Annotated in this window: 17 protein-coding genes; 11 read left to right on the top strand and 6 right to left on the bottom strand. The window is 73.9% G+C overall.

Annotated elements, in window-relative coordinates; genetic code table 11:
• Position 1 precedes the first annotated feature (1 nt).
• Positions 2 to 3,886 carry a Pls/PosA family non-ribosomal peptide synthetase gene (locus tag SHK17_RS20620; RefSeq protein ID WP_322423594.1) on the bottom strand — a complete coding sequence of 1,295 codons (3,885 nt, stop codon included), beginning with the start codon at positions 3,884 to 3,886 and terminating at the stop codon, positions 2 to 4.
• A gap of 141 nt (positions 3,887 to 4,027) precedes the next feature.
• Between SHK17_RS20620 and SHK17_RS20625 the strand changes: the two genes are divergently transcribed.
• Positions 4,028 to 4,825 (top strand): glycerophosphodiester phosphodiesterase family protein, encoded by a 798-nt coding sequence (locus tag SHK17_RS20625; RefSeq protein ID WP_216652064.1) that lies wholly within the window; start codon positions 4,028 to 4,030, stop codon positions 4,823 to 4,825.
• Positions 4,826 to 4,885: 60 nt separating this feature from the next.
• On the opposite strand, the gene SHK17_RS20630 is transcribed toward SHK17_RS20625, so the two are convergent.
• Positions 4,886 to 5,503 carry a response regulator transcription factor gene (locus tag SHK17_RS20630; RefSeq protein ID WP_172268059.1) on the bottom strand — a complete coding sequence of 206 codons (618 nt, stop codon included), beginning with the start codon at positions 5,501 to 5,503 and terminating at the stop codon, positions 4,886 to 4,888.
• A gap of 199 nt (positions 5,504 to 5,702) precedes the next feature.
• Here SHK17_RS20630 and SHK17_RS20635 point away from each other — a divergent pair, with 199 nt between their 5' ends.
• Genes SHK17_RS20635 through SHK17_RS20660 form a run of 6 tightly spaced genes read left to right on the top strand, consistent with a single transcriptional unit; the run spans position 5,703 to position 10,318 of the window.
• On the top strand, positions 5,703 to 6,005 hold the full coding sequence (locus tag SHK17_RS20635) for a metal-sensitive transcriptional regulator (RefSeq protein WP_322423595.1): 303 nt from the start codon (positions 5,703 to 5,705) through the stop codon (positions 6,003 to 6,005).
• Positions 6,006 to 6,049: 44 nt separating this feature from the next.
• A complete protein-coding gene (locus SHK17_RS20640; protein WP_322423596.1) occupies positions 6,050 to 6,256 on the top strand; it encodes a heavy-metal-associated domain-containing protein in 207 nt (68 codons plus the stop codon).
• Positions 6,253 to 7,263 (top strand): hypothetical protein, encoded by a 1,011-nt coding sequence (locus tag SHK17_RS20645; protein WP_322423597.1) that lies wholly within the window; start codon positions 6,253 to 6,255, stop codon positions 7,261 to 7,263. The genes SHK17_RS20640 and SHK17_RS20645 overlap by 4 nt, the downstream gene beginning before the upstream one ends.
• Entirely contained in the window at positions 7,253 to 9,508 is a 2,256-nt protein-coding gene (locus SHK17_RS20650) for a heavy metal translocating P-type ATPase (RefSeq protein ID WP_322423598.1), read from the top strand. Before SHK17_RS20645 ends, SHK17_RS20650 begins: the two co-directional genes overlap by 11 nt.
• Positions 9,509 to 9,539: 31 nt before the next feature.
• Positions 9,540 to 9,899 carry a hypothetical protein gene (locus SHK17_RS20655; protein WP_172268071.1) on the top strand — a complete coding sequence of 120 codons (360 nt, stop codon included), beginning with the start codon at positions 9,540 to 9,542 and terminating at the stop codon, positions 9,897 to 9,899.
• Positions 9,896 to 10,318 (top strand): hypothetical protein, encoded by a 423-nt coding sequence (locus SHK17_RS20660; RefSeq protein WP_322423599.1) that lies wholly within the window; start codon positions 9,896 to 9,898, stop codon positions 10,316 to 10,318. Before SHK17_RS20655 ends, SHK17_RS20660 begins: the two co-directional genes overlap by 4 nt.
• Before the next feature lie 41 nt (positions 10,319 to 10,359).
• Here SHK17_RS20660 and SHK17_RS20665 read toward each other — a convergent pair whose 3' ends face one another.
• Complete coding sequence (locus SHK17_RS20665; RefSeq protein ID WP_322423600.1) at positions 10,360 to 11,550, bottom strand: RimK family alpha-L-glutamate ligase; 1,191 nt, start codon at positions 11,548 to 11,550, stop codon at positions 10,360 to 10,362.
• Between the two features lie 56 nt (positions 11,551 to 11,606).
• Here SHK17_RS20665 and SHK17_RS20670 point away from each other — a divergent pair, with 56 nt between their 5' ends.
• Genes SHK17_RS20670 through SHK17_RS20680 form a run of 3 tightly spaced genes read left to right on the top strand, consistent with a single transcriptional unit; the run spans position 11,607 to position 14,266 of the window.
• Positions 11,607 to 12,092, top strand: a complete 486-nt coding sequence (locus SHK17_RS20670) for an ATP-dependent zinc protease family protein (protein ID WP_322423601.1) — start codon at positions 11,607 to 11,609, stop codon at positions 12,090 to 12,092.
• On the top strand, positions 12,092 to 13,039 hold the full coding sequence (locus SHK17_RS20675; protein WP_172268083.1) for a succinylglutamate desuccinylase/aspartoacylase domain-containing protein: 948 nt from the start codon (positions 12,092 to 12,094) through the stop codon (positions 13,037 to 13,039). Before SHK17_RS20670 ends, SHK17_RS20675 begins: the two co-directional genes overlap by 1 nt.
• Before the next feature lie 21 nt (positions 13,040 to 13,060).
• A complete protein-coding gene (locus SHK17_RS20680) occupies positions 13,061 to 14,266 on the top strand; it encodes a cysteine desulfurase-like protein (RefSeq protein WP_322920579.1) in 1,206 nt (401 codons plus the stop codon).
• Positions 14,267 to 14,283: 17 nt separating this feature from the next.
• Here SHK17_RS20680 and SHK17_RS20685 read toward each other — a convergent pair whose 3' ends face one another.
• Together SHK17_RS20685 and SHK17_RS20690 are read right to left on the bottom strand one after the other, a co-directional pair.
• The gene (locus SHK17_RS20685) at positions 14,284 to 14,517 is read right to left on the bottom strand and encodes a hypothetical protein (protein ID WP_172268089.1); all 234 of its coding nucleotides are present in this window, start codon (positions 14,515 to 14,517) and stop codon (positions 14,284 to 14,286) included.
• A 186-nt stretch (positions 14,518 to 14,703) separates the two neighbouring features.
• Positions 14,704 to 15,411 carry an SPFH domain-containing protein gene (locus tag SHK17_RS20690; protein WP_322920580.1) on the bottom strand — a complete coding sequence of 236 codons (708 nt, stop codon included), beginning with the start codon at positions 15,409 to 15,411 and terminating at the stop codon, positions 14,704 to 14,706.
• Positions 15,412 to 15,833: 422 nt separating this feature from the next.
• Here SHK17_RS20690 and SHK17_RS20695 point away from each other — a divergent pair, with 422 nt between their 5' ends.
• On the top strand, positions 15,834 to 16,889 hold the full coding sequence (locus tag SHK17_RS20695) for a DNA polymerase IV (protein ID WP_322920581.1): 1,056 nt from the start codon (positions 15,834 to 15,836) through the stop codon (positions 16,887 to 16,889).
• Positions 16,890 to 16,979: 90 nt separating this feature from the next.
• Here SHK17_RS20695 and SHK17_RS20700 read toward each other — a convergent pair whose 3' ends face one another.
• Positions 16,980 to 19,523 (bottom strand): ABC transporter permease, encoded by a 2,544-nt coding sequence (locus SHK17_RS20700; RefSeq protein WP_322920582.1) that lies wholly within the window; start codon positions 19,521 to 19,523, stop codon positions 16,980 to 16,982.

Consider the following 19,523-nt stretch of genomic DNA (forward strand, 5'->3'; position numbering starts at 1 on the left):
CTCACACCTCCCACGGGCCGATGGGGTTGCCGATCCAGCACGTGCGCGCCGGGACCGCCTCGCCCCGCATGACCAGGGAGACCGGGCCGACCGTGGTGTGCTTGCCGATCGACGCCGCCGGCAGGATCACGCTGTTGGGACCGAGCGTCGCGCCGGCGCGCAGCACCACCTCGTCCATGCTCAGCACCCGGTCGTGGAAGAGGTGGGTCTGCACCACGCAGCCGCGGTTGACCGTCGCCCCGTCGTCGAGCCGGACGAGGTCGGTCTCGGGCAGCCAGTAGCTGTCGACCCACACGCCGCGACCGATCCGCGCCCCCATCGACCGGAGCCAGACGTTGAGCGCCACGGTCCCCTGCGCGGGGGCGGCGAACCACGGTGCGGCGACGACCTCGGTGAAGGTGTCGGCCAGCTCGTTGCGCCACACGAACGACGACCACAGCGGGTGGTCCCCCACCGCGTGACGCCCGACCAGCACCCACTTGGCGAGGGTCGCGACGGCGGCCGCCACGACGCCGGCGAGCAGGAGCACCGGCCCGGCGAGCAGGACGGCAGGCCACAGCCCCTGCTGCAGCAACCACCCGAGAGAGACCGCGACCCCGACGACGAGGAACGCCAGCACGAGCATCGGCACCACCCGCATCAGCTCGACCGCACCCCGCGCGACGCGCAGGCCCGTGGGCGGGTCGTAGGTGCGGGAGTCGTCACCGCCTGCCGCGGCCCGGCGCAGGCGCGTCGGCGGGCTGCCGACCCACGACGACCGCGCCCTGGCCTCGCCGCGGGACGGGGCGGCGGAGAGCACCGCGACCAGCGACTCCTTGGGCACCTTGCGGCCGGGCGCCGCCATGCCGGAGTTGCCGACGAAGGCGCGCTTGCCGATCTTGACGTGCGCCACGCGCATCCAGCCGCCGCCGAGCTCGTAGGAGCCGACGAGGGTGTCGTCGGCGAGGAACGCGTGGTCGCCGATGGTGGTGAACCGCGGGATCAGCAGCACGGTCGAGGCCTCGACCCCGGTCCCGACCCGCGCGCCCAGCAGCCTCAGCCACGACGGGGTGAGGGCGCTGGAGTAGAGCGGGAACAGCCAGGTCCGCGCCTCGTCGAGCACCCGCAGCGTCCCCCAGATCCGCACGCCCGTGCCCGACCGGACCGGCACGTGGCCCTCCTGCATGCCGGCCCCGAGGGCCCTGACCAGCACGAGCACCAGCAGCGCGAGGACGGCGTAGCCGACCAGGGTCGCCGCGGGCAGCCAGGGCCAGCTGGAGGCGACCGCGTCGCCCAACGACCCGGCGTCGCGGACGGCCGGCAGCAGCACCAGGGCCCCGCAGGCGATCGCCACGGCGGGCAGCGCCGCGATGAGCCAGGCGAGGGCGCCGTACGCCCCGAGCCACACGCCGTCGCCGCTGGAGGCCTCGCCCGTCCACGGCCCGCGCGCGCGGTCGGACTGGCGCTCCGCGGGCGCGCCGGACCAGTACTCGCCGGCCGGCACGACACCGTCGACGTAGGACCCGGGCGCGACCTCGGCGTCCTTGCCGACCACCGCCCCCGGGGCGAGGGTGCACCGCGCGCCGACCCGGGCACGGGCCCGCACCGTGACGGGACCGACGTGCAGCACGTCCCCGTCGATCCAGTGCCCGGCGAGGTCGACCTCCGGCTCGATCGCGGCACCGTCGCCGACGGTGAGGAGGCCGGTGACGCTGGGCAGGGTGTGCAGGTCGACGCCCGCGCCGACCCGGTTGCCGAGCAGCCGCGCGTAGGCGGGGAACCACGGGGCGCCGGCCAGCGACGTGGCCGCGAGCTCGTCCTGGATCCGCTCGGCGAGCCAGATGCGGAGGTGCACCTTGCCGCCGCGGGGGTGCTCGCCCGCCGTCACGCCGCGCAGGACCCCGCGGGCCAGGAGGGCGGCCAGGGTCATCCGCCCCGGCGGGACCAGGAAGAACCAGCCGAGGACGACCAGGGCCCACGCCGGGTACGTCGGCAGCCAGGCCAGGTCGAGCACGCCGTGCGCCAGGGTGCTGCCGAGCATCAGCCAGGTCAGCCACCGCATCCCCGCGAGGGCGCGCAGGGGCAGGAACGCCAGCAGCTGGCCGACCTGCGTCTTGCGCCGCAGCGGCACCACGTCGCGGTCGGTCTGCGTCGCACCCGTCGAGGTCCGCGGCAGGGCCGCGGCGAGCCCGCCGATCGTCGGGTGCTCGTAGACGTCGCCGACGACGACCTCGGGATACTGCTCCCGGATCCGGCTGACCACCTGCGCGGCCGTCAGGGAGCCGCCACCGTAGGCGAAGAAGTCGTCCTGCGGACCCGCCACCTCGGCGCCGAGCACGTCGGACCAGATCTGGGCGAGCCAGGCCTGCGTCGGGTCGAGCCCGCCGTCGGTCGAGCCGCCGGCGCCGCCACCTCCGGAGCCCCCGGAGCTTGCGGCCCCCGGCAGCGGCCACGGCAGGGCGTCGCGGTCGACCTTGCCGCTGGTGCGGGTGGGCATGTCGTCCACGACCGCGAGCCGGGGGACCAGCGCCGCGGGCAGCCGCTCGCGGAGCAGGTCCGCGGCCGCGCCGGCGTCGTACGACTCGTCGACGGTGAGGTAGCCGAGGAGGAGCTTGTTGCCGGACCGGGTCGCGCGCACGGCCGCAGCGGCGGACACGACGCCCGGCAGCCGCAGCAGCTGGTCGTCCAGCTCGCCGAGCTCGATGCGGCGGCCGCCGACCTTGACCTGGTCGTCGGCACGGCCGCCGAAGACCAGCCCGTCCGGGTCGTTGCGGACCACGTCGCCGGAGCGGTAGGCGCGGTCCCAGCCGAGCGAGGGCATCGGCGCATAGGCCTGCGCGTCCTTCTCGGCGTCGAGGTAGCGCGCCAGCCCGACGCCGCCGATGATCAGCTCGCCGGACTCCCCCTCGGCGACGGGGTCCCCGTGGGCGTCGACGACGGCGAGGTCCCACCCGGCCAGCGGCAGCCCGATCCGGACGGGGTCCGAGCCGTCGAGCAGCGCGGCGCAGGCCACGACGGTGGCCTCGGTGGGTCCGTAGGTGTTCCACACCTCCCGGCCCGGCTCCTCCAGCCGCGCCGCGAGCTCGGGCGGGCACGCCTCCCCGCCCATGATGAGCAGCCGCACCCGGGCCAGGGAGGACGCCGGCCACAGGGAGACGAGCGTCGGCACCGTCGAGACGACGGTGATGTCGTTGGCGACCAGCCAGGGGCCCACGTCGACGCCGGAGCGCACCAGCGACCGCGGGGCCGGGACCAGGCAGGCGCCGTAGGCCCACGCCAGCCACATCTCCTCGCAGCTGGCGTCGAAGGCGACGCTGAGCCCGGCCATCACCCGGTCACCCGGGCCGATCGGGGCGTCCTGCAGGAAGAGCCGCGCCTCGGCGTCGACGAACGCCGCCGCGCTGCGGTGGGTGACCGCCACGCCCTTCGGCGTGCCGGTGGAGCCGGAGGTGAAGATGACCCATGCGTCGTCCTGCGGCGTCGGGTCCCGGCGCTCCCGGGCAGGCCGCTCGCCGGTCGGGGTGAGCGCCAGGTCGTTGCCGACCACCGCGACCGCGCCGGACTCGGCGATGACGACCCGCGCGCGCTCGTCGGGGTCGTCCGCGTCGATCGGGACGTAGGCCGCGCCCGACCACAGCACCCCGAGCACCGCGACGTAGAGGTCGGTCGTCCCCGACCGCACCCGCACCGCCACCTTCGCGCCCGGCCCGGCGCCGAGCCCGGCCAGCTCGTCGGCGAGCGCGTCGGCCGCCTCGACCAGCTCGGCGTACGTCAGCACGGCCACGCCGCTGTCGACCGCCGGCTCGTCGGGCCAGTAGGCCGCCACCTCCCGGACCACCTCGACGAGGGTGCGGGGCGCCGGGGCCCGGTCGCCGGCCAGGAGGGGAGGAAGGAGGGGGTGCGGCACGGCGGGAGTGTGGGGCACCCGAGCGACCAGCAGGTGAACGGGCGGCCGGCACCCGGACCGGGCGACGAAGGCTCGGTGAACACTCGCCCGGCCGGGCACTTCCCGCGCGACAGGGCGACGGCGCCACCTCATGCTGAGGTCGTGACCAGCTACGGCGACCACACCGGCCCGCTCGCCATCGCGCACCGCGGTGGCATGGCGCTCGCCCCCGAGAACACCCTGGCCGCCTTCGCGCGCGCCACCGCGCTCGGCCTGACCTACCTCGAGACCGACGTGCACACCACGCGCGACGGCCACGTCGTCTGCTTCCACGACGCGAGCCTGCGCCGGGTCACCGGGCACCCCGGCCGGGTCGCCGACCTCGACCTCGCCGACCTGCGGCGGCTCCGCGTCGACGGCACCGACCAGATCCCGACGCTGACCGAGGCGATGGCGACGTTCCCGCGGGCGCGGTTCGCCATCGACCTCAAGGACGAGGCGTCGATCGGCGCGATGGCGCGGCTGCTCCACGCCCACCCGGGGTGGGCGGAGCGGATCCTCGTGGCCGGCGCCTGGAGCCGCTGGCTGCGCCGCCTCCAGGACGAGGCCCCCGGCGTGACGACGGCCCTCGGCTGGCGCTCGCTCACGACCCTCATCGCGTGCTCGCGCGGCGGCGTACGTCCTCCCGGCCTGCGTCCCGGCACGGGCGCCGCCTTCGCGCACGTGCCGCTGCGGCTGGGCCGGATGCCGATCCACTCCGAGCGGGTGATCGCCCGGGCCCACGAGCTCGGCATCCGCGTGGTCGTGTGGACCGTCGACGACCCGGCCACCATGCGGGGACTCCTCGACATGGGGGTCGACGGGATCATCACCGACCGGCCCGACGTGCTGCGCGAGGTGCTCATCGCCCGGGGCGAGTGGACGCCGCTGCCGCAGCTGCGCGCCGACGTCGTCCCCTGAGCGGTGGTCGTCCGGGCACCGCCTGGACGACCACCGAGCGCTCCGTGAGCGGCGCGGACCTCAGACCCGCTCGAGCACCTGCGCGTTGAGCCCGTGCGAGACGGCCCAGAGGACGGCCTGGCTGCGGCTCTGCACCCCGGTCTTGCGGTAGGCGCTGCGGATGTAGGACTTCACCGAGTTGAGCGAGATGCGCATCTCCTGCGCGATCTCGTCGTTGCTCCGACCCGTCGCGATGAGCGCGAGGGTCTCGCGCTCGCGGGTGGTGAGGTGGTCGACGTCGTTGAGCGAGGCGATGTCCTGCTCGCGCCGGCCGAGGTGCGCCGGCGCGACGACCAGCTCGCCGTCGTGGATGGCGCGGAGCGCGCGGCCCAGCTGCGGGGCGGTCAGGCTCTTGGCGAGGTAGCCGGAGACGCCGCTGCGGACGACCTCGTTGACCAGGCCGGGGTGGTGGTTCCAGGTGAAGACCGCGACGCGGCGGATGTAGGGGTCCGCGACCGCGCGGGCCACGGTGGATGCGTCGGTCGACGCGCCGTAGGTCTCGACCAGGGCCACGTCGATGGGACGCGCCTCACGGTCCTTGACGCTGCAGAGCTCGAAGCCCCCCAGCGTGCTGAGCATGCCCTCGAGGCCACGTCGTACGAGCTCGTCGGCCCCGAGAAGGGCTACACGGATGATCATGGAGGGTCCTCACAGTCACAGGGGACCGCATTCGCATGTCCCCAGACGCCCCCCCAGGACCGTCATCGTCACTGTAGGACTCCGCGGAGACGCCGGGGCGACCTCCACGCTCCCGTGAGCGCAAAACAGGGCCGAAATACCACCCCCCGGGGTGGGGGTGGCCTTGTCCTCGATACCCCCTGGGGGTATGGTTTCGAGCATGAGCGACATGCACGGACACCTCGAGGGCAACGCCGACGCCGTCCAGGCCCACCTCAAGCGGCTGCGCCGCATCGAGGGCCAGGTCCGCGGCATCCAGCGGATGGTCGAGGACGAGAAGTACTGCATCGACATCCTCACCCAGGTCTCCGCGGCCACCAAGGCGCTGCAGGCGCTGGCCCTTTCGCTGCTCGACGACCACATGGCGCACTGCCTCGTGGACGCCGCCCGCCAGGGCGGGGAGGAGCAGGAGCTCAAGCTCAAGGAGGCCTCCGAGGCGATCGCCCGCCTCGTGAGGTCATGACCACCCACCCGGACCAGTCACCCCGACCAGCAGAGGAGCACCCCATGAGCGAGACCCGGACCTGGACCGTCACCGGCATGACCTGCGGCCACTGCGCCGCGTCGGTCACCGAGGAGATCTCCGAGATCGACGGCGTCGAGGACGTCGCCGTCGTCCTCGACACCGGAGCCGTCACCGTCACCAGCACCGCGCCCCTCGACGACTCGGCCGTCCGCGCCGCCGTCGAGGAGGCCGGCTACGCCGTGGCATGAGCACACCGACGCGCGTCGCCGCCTTCATCACCGCCCTGGCGGCGGCCTTCGCGCTCGCCTGGGGCGGAGGCCGCCTGGTCGGCCCGATCGAGGCAGCGCCGGCGCCGGTCGCCCACGAGGGCGGGACCGGCGGACACGACGACGAGACCGGCGACGAGACCAGCGGCGAGGCGGGCGGCGAGGACGCGGGCCACGGTGCCCACGACGCGACCGAGGCGGTGGCCGACGCCACCGGCCTGACCGCCCGCGCCGACGGCTTCACGCTCGCCCTCGCCGACCGCGAGGTGCGCGCGGGTCGTACGCGCCTCGACTTCCGGGTGCTGACCAGCAGCGGTCGCCCGCTGCTGGACTACACGCGCGAGCACGAGAAGGACCTGCACCTCATCGTCGTACGCCGCGACCTGACCGGCTTCCAGCACGTGCACCCGCGGCTCGACCGGGCGACGGGCACGTGGTCGGTGGACGTGCGGCTGACGCCGGGGGTGTGGCGGGTGGTCGCCGACTTCACGCCCGCAGGCTGGGACGGCCTCACCCTGGCCGATGACGTGGCCGTCGCCGGCGACTTCGCGCCGACGCCGATGCCCACCGACGACCGCACCGCGCGGGTCCGCACCGAGGCGGGCACCTACACCGTCACCCTCGAGGGCGACACCGCGCCGGGCTCCGCGACCACGCTCACCACGCGCGTCGAGCTCGACGGCGCGCCGGTGACCGACCTCCAGCCCTACCTCGGCGCCTTCGGGCACCTGGTGGCGCTGCGGGCCGGCGACCTGGGCTACCTCCACGTCCACCCCGAGGCGGGCGAGCCGGGGCCGGGCATCGAGTTCGCGACGGCGTTCCCGACGCACGGGACCTATCGCCTGTTCCTCGACTTCCGCCACCGCGGTGCCGTGCACACGGCCGCCTTCACGGTGGACGCGGGCGGGGTGCCGGGCGGCGACTCGACCGACGGGGTCGGCGACGACGCGCACGAGCAGGGTGAGGAGGGAGAGGGCCATGACCACTGACGCCGCCACCGGACCCGTCAGCGACGTCGAGCTGGCGATCACCGGGATGACCTGCGCCTCGTGCGCCAACCGCATCGAGCGCAAGCTCAACAAGCTCGACGGCGTCACGGCCTCGGTCAACTACGCCACCGAGAAGGCCAAGGTCACCTACCCCGTGACGGTGTCCACCGACGACCTGCTCGCCACCGTGGAGGCCGCCGGCTACGCCGCCGCCCTGCCGACGCCGCCGGGTGCCACCGACACCACCGAGGCGGGGCCGGAGCGCGACCCGCTCCTGCAGCGCCTGCTCGTCAGCACCGCACTCACCGTCCCCGTCGTCGCGATGGCGATGGTGCCCGACTGGCAGTTCACCTACTGGCAGTGGGCCTCGCTCGCGCTGGCCGCGCCGGTCGTGGTGTGGGGCGCGCTGCCGTTCCACCGCGCCGCGTGGACCAACCTGCGCCACGGCGCCACCACGATGGACACCCTGGTCTCGGTCGGCGTGCTGGCCGCGTTCGGCTGGTCGCTGTGGGCGCTCTTCCTCGGCACCGCCGGCGAGCCCGGCATGACCCACCCGTTCCGGATCTCCGTCGACCGCACCGACGGGGCGGGCAACATCTACCTCGAGGCCGCCGCCGGGGTGACGACGTTCCTGCTGGCCGGGCGCTGGCTGGAGCACCGCTCCAAGCGGCGGTCGGGAGCGGCCCTGCGCGCGCTCCTCGAGCTGGGCGCCCGCGACGTCGCCGTGCTGCGCGACGACGCCTCCGGCGCCCGCCGCGAGGTGCGGGTGCCGGTCGACCAGCTGGGCGTCGGTGACGTGTTCGTGGTCCGACCGGGCGAGAAGGTCGCCACCGACGGCGAGGTCGTCGAGGGCACCTCGGCGGTCGACGCCTCGATGCTCACCGGCGAGTCCGTGCCGGTCGAGGTGCGTCCCGGTGACGCGGTGGTCGGCGCGACGGTCAACGCCGGCGGCCGGCTGCTCGTGCGGGCGACCCGCGTGGGCGCCGACACCCAGCTCGCCCAGATGGCGCGGCTCGTCGAGGACGCGCAGAACGGCAAGGCCGAGGTCCAGCGCCTCGCCGACCGGGTCTCGGGCGTCTTCGTCCCGATCGTGATCGGTCTCGCCGTGGCGACGCTCGGCTTCTGGCTGGGCGCCGGCGGCGGCACGACCGCGGCCTTCACCGCGGCCGTCGGGGTGCTGATCATCGCCTGCCCGTGCGCGCTGGGCCTGGCCACGCCGACCGCGCTCATGGTCGGCACCGGACGGGGCGCCCAGCTCGGCATCCTCATCAAGGGCCCGGAGGTCCTCGAGTCCACGCGCCGGGTCGACACCATCGTGCTCGACAAGACCGGCACGGTGACCACCGGCGAGATGACCGTCCACGAGGTCGTGGCCGCCGACGGCGGGTCCGTCGACGACGTACGCCGCCTCGCCGCCGCCCTCGAGTCGGCGTCCGAGCACCCCATCGGCCGGGCCATCGCCGCCGACTGGTCCTCGGACGGGCTGCCCGCGGTCGAGGACTTCGCCAACCGCGAGGGCCTCGGCGTGCAGGGCGTGGTGGACGGCCACGCGGTGCTCGTGGGACGCCCGCGGCTCCTCGCGGAGTGGGCGCAGCACCTCGCGCCCGAGCTGCGTGCGGCCGTCGACCGCGCGCAGGGCGAGGGCCTCACGCCGGTCGCCGTCGGCTGGGACGGCGCGGCCCGCGGCGTCATCGTCGTCGGCGACACCGTCAAGCCGACCTCGGCCCGTGCGGTCGCCGAGCTCCGCGGCCTGGGACTCACCCCGGTCCTGCTGACCGGTGACAACGAGGCGGCCGCCCGCCACGTCGCCGACCAGGTCGGCATCGAGACGGTGGTCGCCGACGTGCTGCCGGCCGACAAGGTCGCCGAGGTGCAGCGGCTCCAGGCGGCTGGCAAGGTCGTGGCGATGGTCGGTGACGGCGTCAACGACGCCGCGGCGCTGGCCCAGGCCGACCTCGGCCTCGCGATGGGCACGGGCACCGACGTCGCCATCGAGGCCAGCGACCTCACGCTCGTGCGCGGCGACCTCCTCGTCGCCGTCGACGCCATCCGGCTCGCGCGGCGCACGCTCGGCACGATCAAGGGCAACCTGTTCTGGGCCTTCGCCTACAACGTCGCGGCCCTGCCCCTCGCCGCGGCCGGGCTGCTCAACCCGATGCTCGCCGGCGCGGCGATGGCGTTCTCGAGCGTCTTCGTCGTCACCAACAGCCTGCGGCTGCGGGGCTTCCGCTCGTCGGTCGGCTGAGCCGCGCGGGGCTCTGCGAGAATCCACCCTCGTGGACGGACCGCTCCCCCTCGCCCTGATCATCGCCTCGCTCGTCTTCGCGGCGGTGGTGCTCGGCTACGTCGCGCTCGACCGCACGCCCGACTGGGGACTGCTCGGCTTCGCCGGCCTGATCGAGGCGGGCACGCTCGTGCTGCTGGTGGTCGCGGCGTTCCAGGTCGGCGACGTCGACCTCGCGGGCGGGTCGGCCGTCACCTTCTTCGGCTACCTCGTCGCCGGGCTGGTGCTGCTGCCGATCGGCTTCGTCTGGTCGCTCGCCGAGCGGAGCCGCGGCGCGACCGCCGTCCTGCTGGTCGCCGGCCTGACGCAGGCCTTCGTGGTGCTGCGCGCGCTGCAGGTGTGGCCCTCGTGAGCGGGGACCGCCGCTCGGCCGGCACCGGGACCAGCACCGGGGCGGGTCGGGTGCTCGTCGCGGTCTACGGCGTCTTCGCGCTCGCCGCGACCGCCCGCTCGCTCGTCCAGCTGCTCACCAAGGCCGACGAGGCGCCCGTGGCCTACGGGCTCTCCGCCCTGGCGGCGCTGGTCTACGTCGCCGCGACCCTCGGCCTGGCCGAGGTCGGCCCCGACCCGCGCCGGCTGGCCTGGGCCGCGGTCGGCTTCGAGCTGGTCGGCGTGCTCACGGTGGGCACGCTCACCGTCCTCGACCCGGAGCTGTTCCCCGACGCGACCGTGTGGTCGTCGTACGGCGCCGGCTACGGCTGGCTGCCGCTGCTGCTTCCCTTCGCCGGCATCGCCTGGCTCTGGCACACCGGTCGAGCGCGCTCGACGTAGTCCCCGACGCGGGCCCGTCGCACCCGACCGCACCCGACCCGCTACTGGTTCTCCGGCGGCAGGTGCTTCTTCATCAGCCGCTTGACCCGCTTCTGCTTGCGGTCCGGGATCATCGAGCGCATCTCCTCCAGCTTGCCGAAGCACAGCAGCCGGTCCTCCGCCTCGAGCACGGTCTTGTTGCGCGGGTTGGGGATGACCTGGTGGCCGCGGTGCAGCGTCAGCACGGTGATGTCGCGCTCGTCGAGCCCGGAGTCGCCGAGCTTCTTGCCGACCATGTCGGAGCCGGCGTGCACCCCGATCTCGGCGACGCCGTAGCCGGTGGAGACGGTCAGCCGCTGGCGCACGTCGATGTCGGGGAACGCCACCTGGTTGTCGATGTAGTCGATGATCGCGCCGGCGACGTCGAGCTTGGTCGCCGACTCGATCCCCTCCAGGCCGGGCGAGGAGTTGACCTCCATCACCTGCGGCCCGTTCCGGCCCTCGAGCATGTCGACGCCGGCCACCCGCAGGCCCATGATCTGCGCCGACCGCACGGCCACGCGCTCGAACTCCTCGTGGAGCTCGACCGGCTCGACGCTGCCGCCGCGGTGCACGTTGGAGCGGAACTCGTCGCCCTGCGCCACCCGCCGCATCGCCGCCACCACGCGGTCGCCGACCACGAGGGCGCGGATGTCGCGGCCCTTGCTCTCCTTGACGAAGCGCTGGATCAGCACGTTCTGCCGGGTGCTCTGCAGCGTCTCGATGATCGCCTCGGCCACCTTGATCGTCGGCGCGAGGATGACGCCGATGCCCTGGGTGCCCTCGAGCAGCTTGATCACGACCGGCGCACCGCCGACCCGCTCGATCGCCGGGATCACGTCGGCGCGGTCGCGCACGAAGGTCGTGGCCGGCATCGGGATCTGGTGGCGCGAGAGGATCTGCGTCGCGCGCAGCTTGTCGCGGCTGTTGGCGATGCCGTAGCTGGTGTTGGGCGTGTAGACGTCCATCTGCTCGAACTGGCGCACGACGGCGGTGCCGAAGTAGGTGATCGAGTTGCCGATGCGCGGCAGCACGGCGTCGTACGTCGAGAGCTGCTTGCCGCGGAACAGCAGGTCGGGGTCCTCGCCCGAGAGGTCGATGCCGAAGCGCAGCGTGTTGAGCACCTTGACGTCGTGTCCGCGCTCGACGGCGGCCGTCCGGAGGCGCTGGGTGCTGTAGGAGCGCGGCGCGCGGGAGAGGATGGCGAGCTTCACGCGGCACATGAAAGCACGCCGCCGACGCGGCCGGACCACCTGACAAGATGGTGCTCGTGTCCTCCCCTGCCCCACCCGACCCGGACCGGGTCGTCGTCGGCTGGCGCGAGTGGGTGGGCCTGCCGCAGGCCGACCTGCCGTGGGTCAAGGCCAAGATCGACACCGGCGCCCGCTCCTCCTCGATCCACGCCTTCGACCTCGAGGCGTTCGAGGCCGACGGACGCGAGTGGGTCCGGTTCTCCATCCACCCCTGGCAGCGCTCCGACGAGGACCGGACCGAGCTCACCGTGCCGGTGCTCGACCGCCGCGAGGTCCGGTCCAGCAACGGCCAGGTCGAGCAGAGGTACGCCGTCGCCATGGACGTGGTCCTCGCCGGTCGTCGCCTCACCACCGTGATGACGCTCAGCAACCGCGACGAGATGGGCTTCCGGATGCTGATCGGTCGCGAGGCCCTCGAGCGGGGGTTCCTCGTCGACGCGTCGCTGTCCTACGCCGGCGGCAGGCCCAGGCGCGCCGTACGTCGCAAGAACTGGGGGAAGTAGTGGCGCGCGAGTCCTTCGCGATCGGCGGCGTCCGGATCCGGTCGGGCACCGCGCGGGCGCTGGAGCTGCCGATCACCCGGCTGGTCACCGGCGCCGACGTGACGCTGCCGGTGCGCGTGGTCCACGGCCGCGAGGACGGGCCGCGGATCTGGATCGACGCCGCCATCCACGGCGACGAGGTGGCCGGCATCGAGATCGTCCGGCAGGTGATGGCGGGCCTCGACCCCAAGACGTTCCGCGGCACGCTGGTCGCGGTGCCCATCGTCAACGTCCTCGGCTTCATGAACGGCGACCGCTACCTGCCCGACCGCCGCGACCTCAACCGCTCCTTCCCCGGCTCGGCGCGCGGCTCCCTCGCCGGGCGGATCGCGCACCTGTTCATGCGCGAGATCGTCGCCGGCTGCGAGGTCGGGATCGACCTGCACACCGGCTCGGACCGCCGCAGCAACCTGCCGCAGGTCCGCGCCGACCTCGACGACGCGCGCACCCGCGAGCTGGCCCAGGCCTTCGGCGCCCCGGTGATGCTGCACGCCCGGATCCGCGACGGGTCGCTGCGCCACGCCGCGGGCGAGCACGGAGCCAAGGTGCTGCTCTACGAGGCGGGCGAGCCGCTGCGCTTCGACGCCTATGCCGTCGACGCCGGCGTGGTCGGCGTACGACGCGTGCTGGCCGCGCTCGGCATGACCGAGCCCGTCGACGAGCCGGTGCCCGAGCCGAGCCTCGAGTGCCGCGCGAGCGGGTGGGTGCGGGCGCGCCGCACCGGCATCCTGCACCTCGACGTCGCGCTCGGGCAGAAGGTCAGCGACGGCGAGCGGCTCGGCACGCTGTTCGACTCGTTCGGCAAGACCCTGCGCGCGGTCTACGCCAACCGCGACGGCATCGTGATCGGCCGCACCGAGGCGCCGCTCGTGAACTCCGGCGACGCGGTGGTGCACATCGCCGGCTGAGCGTCTGGTTGAGTGCGGCCCATGTCCTTCGACGTGGCCGGCTTCCGCGCCGGCTTCCCCTCCCTGGCCTCCGGCATCGCGCACTTCGACAACCCCGGCGGCACCCAGACGCCCGCCGTGGTGGGCGAGGCGATCGCCCGCACGCTGACCGGCCCGCTGTCGCAGCGGGGCGCCGCGACCGTGAGCCAGCGCAACGCGGAGGCGACGGTCGCCGGGTTCCGCTCGGCCGTGGCCGACCTCGTCGGCGGCGTGCCGCAGGGAGTGGTGCACGGCCGCAGCGCCACCGCGCTGACGTACGACTTCTCCCGCACGCTCGCGAAGGGCTGGTCGCCCGGCGACGAGGTCGTTGTCTGCGAGCTCGACCACGACTCCAACGTGCGCCCGTGGATCCAGGCCGCGGAGCGGGCGGGCGCCACGGTGCGCTGGCTCCGGCTCGACCCGGCCACCGCCGACCTCGACCTGTCCGACCTCGACGAGGTCGTCACCGGGCGCACCCGCCTCGTCGCGCTCACCGCCGCGTCCAACCTGCTCGGCACACGGCCGGCCGTCGCGACCGTCGCCCGCCGGGCGCACGAGGTGGGAGCGCTCGTCCACGTCGACGCGGTGCACCACGCCGCCCACGCCGCGCCCGACATCGCCGCGCTGGGCGCGGACCTGCTGGTGTGCTCGCCCTACAAGTTCTTCGGCCCCCACTGCGGCGCCCTCGTCGCCGACCCGGCCCTGCTCGAGACGCTCTGGCCCGACAAGCTGGTGCCCTCCACCGACGTGGTGCCGGAGCGCTTCGAGCTCGGCACGCTGCCCTACGAGCTCCTGGCCGGCACGACGGCGGCCGTCGACCTGATCGCCGGCCTGGCGCCCTCGGGCGGCACCCGCCGGGAGCGGCTGGTCGCCGCGTTCGCCGAGGTCCAGCGGCACGAGCTCGGCCTGCGGCTGCGCATCGAGGAGGGGCTCGCCCCGTTCGCCGACCAGCTGACGCTGCACTCCCGCGCGGCGGACCGCACCTCGACGCTGTTCCTCACCCTGCACGACCGCTCGCCCGCCGACGCGTACGCCTTCCTCGCCGAGCGCGACGTGCTGGTGCCGGCCGGCACCTTCTACGCCCACGAGACGTTCCGCGCGCTGCGGCTGCCCGTCGACTCAGGGCTGCGCATCGGGCTCGCGGCCTACAACGACGACACGGACGTCGACCGGCTGTTGGACGGGCTGGCGGCCTTCCTCCAGTCCTGACGCGAGTCCCTGGCCCGTCAGTCCCCGCGGACCTGCTCCGCGACCTCCTCGGCGCCGGGGCCCTGCTCGTGCGCGCGGGAGTCGACGCCGTCGGTGTCGACCATGTCGCCGACGGTGGCGTTGCCGGCGGGCTCGGCGTCGAGGGCCGCCTGCCGCTCCTCGTCGCTGACCCTCTCACCGGCGCCGGGGAAGGCCGACACCTCGGGGTGCGGCGCGTAGGGGTCGGGCTCGGTCCGGTCGTCGCTGCTCATGCCTCCGACCGTACGCCGCCGGCGTACCGCCCCGGCCCGCCCGCAGAGGTGTGGGCGCGCGGGCGCGGTGAGTGGGACAGGTTCCACGACGTCGGAACCTGCCTCACTCACCGCTCAGTCGGCGGACCGCGCGGCGGCGGTGAGTGGGACAGGTTCCACGACCTCGGAACCTGCCTCACTCACCGCTCAGTCGGCGGACCGGTCGGCGGCGCGGCCGGGCTGCACCAGCTCGACGCGCGAGCCGGGCGGCAGCGCCTGGACCAGCCGCAGCTGCGCGAGCGACGGGTGGTCGTCGAGCAGCTTGGCGCCGTTGGCCAGCGACCGCAGGGCTGCGGTCTCGGCGCGCGCCGCCTCGAGCTGGGCCTGGGCGCGGTGCCGGCCGACGACCAGCTCGGCATAGGCAGCCCGCAGGTCGGCCGGCAGCACGACGTCCTTGACGACGACGTCGACGAGCCGGATGCCGACCTCGGCGGCGGTGACGGCCGCCCGGTCGCGCACGCCGTCGGCCAGCCGGGTCCGCGGCGAGCGCACCAGCGACTCGGCGTCCTGGCCCGCGAGCACGTCGCGGAGGCCGAGCTGCACGGCGAGGTAGACCGCACCCACCGGGTCGCGGACGCGCTCGGTGTGGGCGATCGGGTCGGCCACCGTCCAGCGGAAGACGGCCGAGACCTTGGCCGACACGCCGTCGGCGGTCAGCACCTCCTGCACCGGCACGAGGTCGATGCGCTCACGGAGGTCGACGACCTGGAGCTCCGCCCGGCGGCGTACGACGTGCCGGCCGGGACGCAGCACCACGGTGGGCTCGCCGTCGCGGCGGAGGAGGGCGACCTCCCACGGCTGGACCGTGTGGGTCGGCAGGAGCAGGTGCTCGAGGGACGTGGGGACGAGTGACATGGCGAACCTCCTTCGCGGAGCGCGGTCGGTGGACAGGACGGGTGGAGCGGTGGAGCAGCCCCGGGATGGTGGCCGGCGACCACAGCGGCGAGCGGGGACCGGACCCGTCGTGCTGACCGGGGCCGCCTCAGGGCTCGGCGCTGAGCGTCGTCACCGGCCACCACCTGCAGGAGGGTGAGAGTCGAACTCACAGGAGTGAACAGCTCCGATACCAGTGCCCGGGGGCAGGTGGCGAGGTACGACGCGCGGGACAGGGCCCGGAACTCCGGCCCTGCCGCTGATCTCGCCGTGAGCGACTCTAGGTGCGCGGGGCGCGGCAACGCACCCGGTTTTCCGGGCGCTGCTCGGGTGGCCCCGGTGTCGGTGGGCATGTCGGTGGGCATGTCGGTGGGCGTGTCGGTGGGCTCGGCCACAATGGCCGGGTGAGTCAGCCCGCGCGCCGGCCCTGGGTGCTCCACGTCGACATGGACCAGTTTCTCGTCGCCGTCGAGCTGCTGCGCCGACCCGAGCTGGTGGGGCTGCCCGTGGTGGTCGGCGGGCGCGGCGACCCCACCGAGCGGGCCGTGGTCTCCACCGCGTCCTACGAGGCGCGCGCCCACGGCGTACGCAGCGGGCTGGCGCTCAAGCTGGCCCAGCGGCGCTGCCCCGAGGCGGTCTTCCTCCCCGTCGACTTCCCGGTCTACGAGGAGGCGTCCGCACGCGTGATGCAGACGCTCAAGGACTGGCCCGGCGCCGTGGTGGAGGTGCTCGGGTGGGACGAGGCGTTCGTCGGCGTCGAGACCGACGACCCGGTCGCGACGGCGCGCGGCATCCAGGCGGCGGTCCTGGAGGCGACGAGCCTGCACTGCTCGGTCGGCATCGGCGACACCCTCGTGCGGGCCAAGATCGCGACCGACTTCGGCAAGCCCCAAGGCACCTTCCAGCTCACCCGCGACAACTGGATGGAGGTCATGGGCGAGCGCCCGACGACCGCGCTGTGGGGTGTCGGCACCAAGATCGGCGGACGGCTGGGGGTGCTCGGGATCCGCACCGTCGCCGACCTGGCGGGGGCCGACGAGGACGCGCTCGTCGCGGCGTTCGGACCCACCAACGGCCCCCACCTCGCCCGGCTCGGCCGCGGCGGTGGCCGCTCCCGTCCCGACGCCACCCCGTGGGTGGCGCGCGCCCACGGCCGTGAGACGACCTACCAGTCCGACCTCACCACGTCGGAGGAGGTCCGCGCCGCGCTCACCGAGCTCGCCGTCCGCGTCGTCGACGACGTGCGCCGGGAGGACCGCCCGGTGCAGCGGGTGCACCTCAAGGTCCGGTTCGCGCCGTTCTTCACCTTCACCCGGATCCGCAAGCTCGCCGAGCCGACCTACGACGTCGAGGTGATCGCGGGCACCGCCCACGACCTCTACCTCGCGCTCGACGACAGCCGCCCGGTGCGGCTGCTCGGCGTGCGCGGGGAGATGGTGCCGCCCGAGGGTGGCTACTGAGCGACCGGTCCGAGCGCCGACCCCCGGGTGGAACCCCACCCGGGAGTCGGTGCCGTGGAGGCGTTCCCTGTCAGGCCACGGGCCCGGTGGTCACTCCGTGGCGATGGCGTCGAGCACCTTCATCCGTGACGCGCGGACCGCCGGGACGATGGCGGCGAGCACACCGAAGACGACGGCGATCACGAGGAACACCACCAGCGAGCCGAGCGGCAGGGACAGCACCGTCAGGTCCTCCTTGAGCGACTCGCGCAGCGCGACGCCCACCAGCAGGCCGACGACCAGCCCGAGCACGGCGCCGAGCACGGCGATGGCGATCGACTCGAGGGTGATCATCGTCCGCAGGCGTCGGCGGGACAGGCCGACCGCGCGCAGCAGCCCCACCTCGCGGGTGCGCTCGATGACGCTGAGGCCGAGCGTGTTGACGATGCCGATGACCGCGATGATCACCGCGAGGGCGAGCAGGCCGTAGATCATGAACAGCAGCTGGTTGACCTGCTGCTTGATGAGGTCGGCGAAGCCCTCCTTGTCCTGGACGGTGACGATCGGGGTGTCCTCGACCACCGCGTCCAGGGCGTCGTGGACCTCCTCGACGTCGGCGCCCTCGCTGACGTTGATGCTCAGCATGCTGTCGTTGCGGCGCAGCCCGGCGTCCTCCAGGACGCCGATCGGCAGCGTCACCCCGTTGGTGATCGGGGTGTCCTCGAAGATGCCGACCACCTCGAGCTCGACCTCCTCCCCGCCGGGGAAGGCGAGCGGCAGCGAGGTGCCGACCTCGGCGTCGAGGTCGCCGGCCGAGCTCTCGCTGAGGATCGTCTGGTCGCCGGTCATCTGCTGCGTGCCGTCGCGCATGTCGAGCTCGTAGATCTCCGCGAACGCCTCGTCCACGCCCATCACGAAGCTCTGGTCGTCCTTGACCAACGCGACCGAGCCCTGCATCCGGGAGACGACCTCGACGCCGTCGACCTCCGCCATGTCGTCGCCGATCCTGGTGGGGAAGCCCTGGAAGCTCGGCGACTGCACGAGGAAGTCGCTGCGGAACTCGCGGTCGACCAGCTCGTCGTTGGTGGCGCTCAGCGACGAGGCCAGCACGCCCACCGCCGACACCACGGCGAGGCCGATCATCAGGGCGGACGCGGTGGCACCCGTACGCCGCGGGTTGCGCAGCGCGTTCTCCCCGGCGAGCTTGCCCGCGGTGCCGAAGAGCCTGCCGAACACCGCGCGGCACGCCAGCAGCACGGGGTGGCCCAGCACCGGGGCCATCACCGCGACGGTGATCACCCAGATGACCGAGCCGGCACCGATCCAGCCCGCGTCGGCACCGGGCGCACCGACGAGGCCGGCGCCGATCAGGGCGGCACCGACGAGCAGCGCCAGGCTGCCCAGGACGATGCGGCGGCGTCCGAGCGCCTTCTCCTGCACCACGAGGTCGTCGCGCAGCGCGGCCACGGGCGGCACCTTGGCGGCACGCCGGGCCGGCACGAACGCCGCCACCATGGTCACCGCGATGCCCACGACGTAGGCCGCGATGACGGTCGAGGGCGTCAGCACCAGGACGTCGCTGTCGATGTCGAGGCCCTGGGAGCGGAAGATCGCCGCCAGCCCGCGGGCGAGCCCGAGGCCGAGCAGCAGCCCGAGCGTGGAGCCCAGCAGGGCCATGAGGAACGCCTCGATGAGCACCGACCGGGTGACCTGCTTGCGGCTGGCGCCGAGGGCGCGCAGGAGCGCAGACTCGCGCACCCGCTGCGAGACCAGGATCGAGAAGGTGTTGAAGATGATGAAGGCGCCGACCACGATCGCGATCACCGCGAACGCGATGAGGAAGTAGCCGATGACGTCGATGAACTGGCCGATCTGCTCGTCCGACTCGTCGATCACCTTCTGGCCGGTCACCGCGGTGAAGCCGTCGGGCAGCACCGCCTTCGCCGCGTCGGCCAGCTCGGTCTGGCTGACGCCCTCGGCCGCCGTGAGCGACACGGTCGTGTAGGCGTCCTCCCCGTCGAGGAACACCTTCTGCGCCTCGCTGGTCTCGAGCAGCGCGATGGTGGCACCGGCGGTGCCGCCGCCGTTGAAGTTGGAGGTGCCGACCAGCTCGAACTCCTGGCGCAGGTCACCGGTCGGCAGCAGGAGGGTGACCTGGTCGCCGATCGCATAGCCGCCGCGCTCGGCGGAGGACGCGTCGAGGTTGATCTCGCCCGGTGACTCGGGCCACGCGCCGGACTCCAGGATGAGGATCGGGTCGCCGTTGACGTTGACCCCGTCGAAGTAGTTGAACGCCAGCGTGGGGGCACCGGTCCCGCCGACCAGCTTGCCGTCCTCGCCGAGGAGGTAGGCGCCGACGCCGTCGACGGAGCCGTCGGCGGCGGCGACCTCGGGGAGCTCCCCCAGCCGGTCGACGACGTCGGGCTGGACCAGCCGGGTGGTGCCGGCGCCGGAGGCCTGGAAGGACACCTCGCCCTCGGTGCGGACGACGGCGTCGGAGGTGGAGCCCTCGATGATGTTGTCGAAGGTCGCGCCGAGGCCGTGGCTGAAGGTGAGCACCCCGCCGAGGAAGCCGATGCCGAGCACGATGGCCAGGGTGCTCATGATGAGGCGGACCTTGCGGGCCACCAGGTTGCGCCAGGTGAGGCGGAACAT

It is taken from the genome of Nocardioides renjunii (genome assembly GCF_034661175.1).
Lineage (GTDB): Bacteria > Actinomycetota > Actinomycetes > Propionibacteriales > Nocardioidaceae > Nocardioides > Nocardioides renjunii.

Coding starts and splice junctions, on each gene's coding strand:
- SHK17_RS20680 (WP_322920579.1), top strand. CDS start 13,061: ATGTCCTTCGACGTGGCCGGCTTCCGCGCCGGCTTCCCCTCCCTGGCC.
- SHK17_RS20645 (WP_322423597.1), top strand. CDS start 6,253: ATGAGCACACCGACGCGCGTCGCCGCCTTCATCACCGCCCTGGCGGCG.
- SHK17_RS20635 (WP_322423595.1), top strand. CDS start 5,703: ATGAGCGACATGCACGGACACCTCGAGGGCAACGCCGACGCCGTCCAG.
- SHK17_RS20690 (WP_322920580.1), bottom strand. CDS start 15,411: ATGTCACTCGTCCCCACGTCCCTCGAGCACCTGCTCCTGCCGACCCAC.
- SHK17_RS20630 (WP_172268059.1), bottom strand. CDS start 5,503: ATGATCATCCGTGTAGCCCTTCTCGGGGCCGACGAGCTCGTACGACGT.
- SHK17_RS20640 (WP_322423596.1), top strand. CDS start 6,050: ATGAGCGAGACCCGGACCTGGACCGTCACCGGCATGACCTGCGGCCAC.
- SHK17_RS20650 (WP_322423598.1), top strand. CDS start 7,253: ATGACCACTGACGCCGCCACCGGACCCGTCAGCGACGTCGAGCTGGCG.
- SHK17_RS20700 (WP_322920582.1), bottom strand. CDS start 19,523: ATGTTCCGCCTCACCTGGCGCAACCTGGTGGCCCGCAAGGTCCGCCTC.
- SHK17_RS20685 (WP_172268089.1), bottom strand. CDS start 14,517: ATGAGCAGCGACGACCGGACCGAGCCCGACCCCTACGCGCCGCACCCC.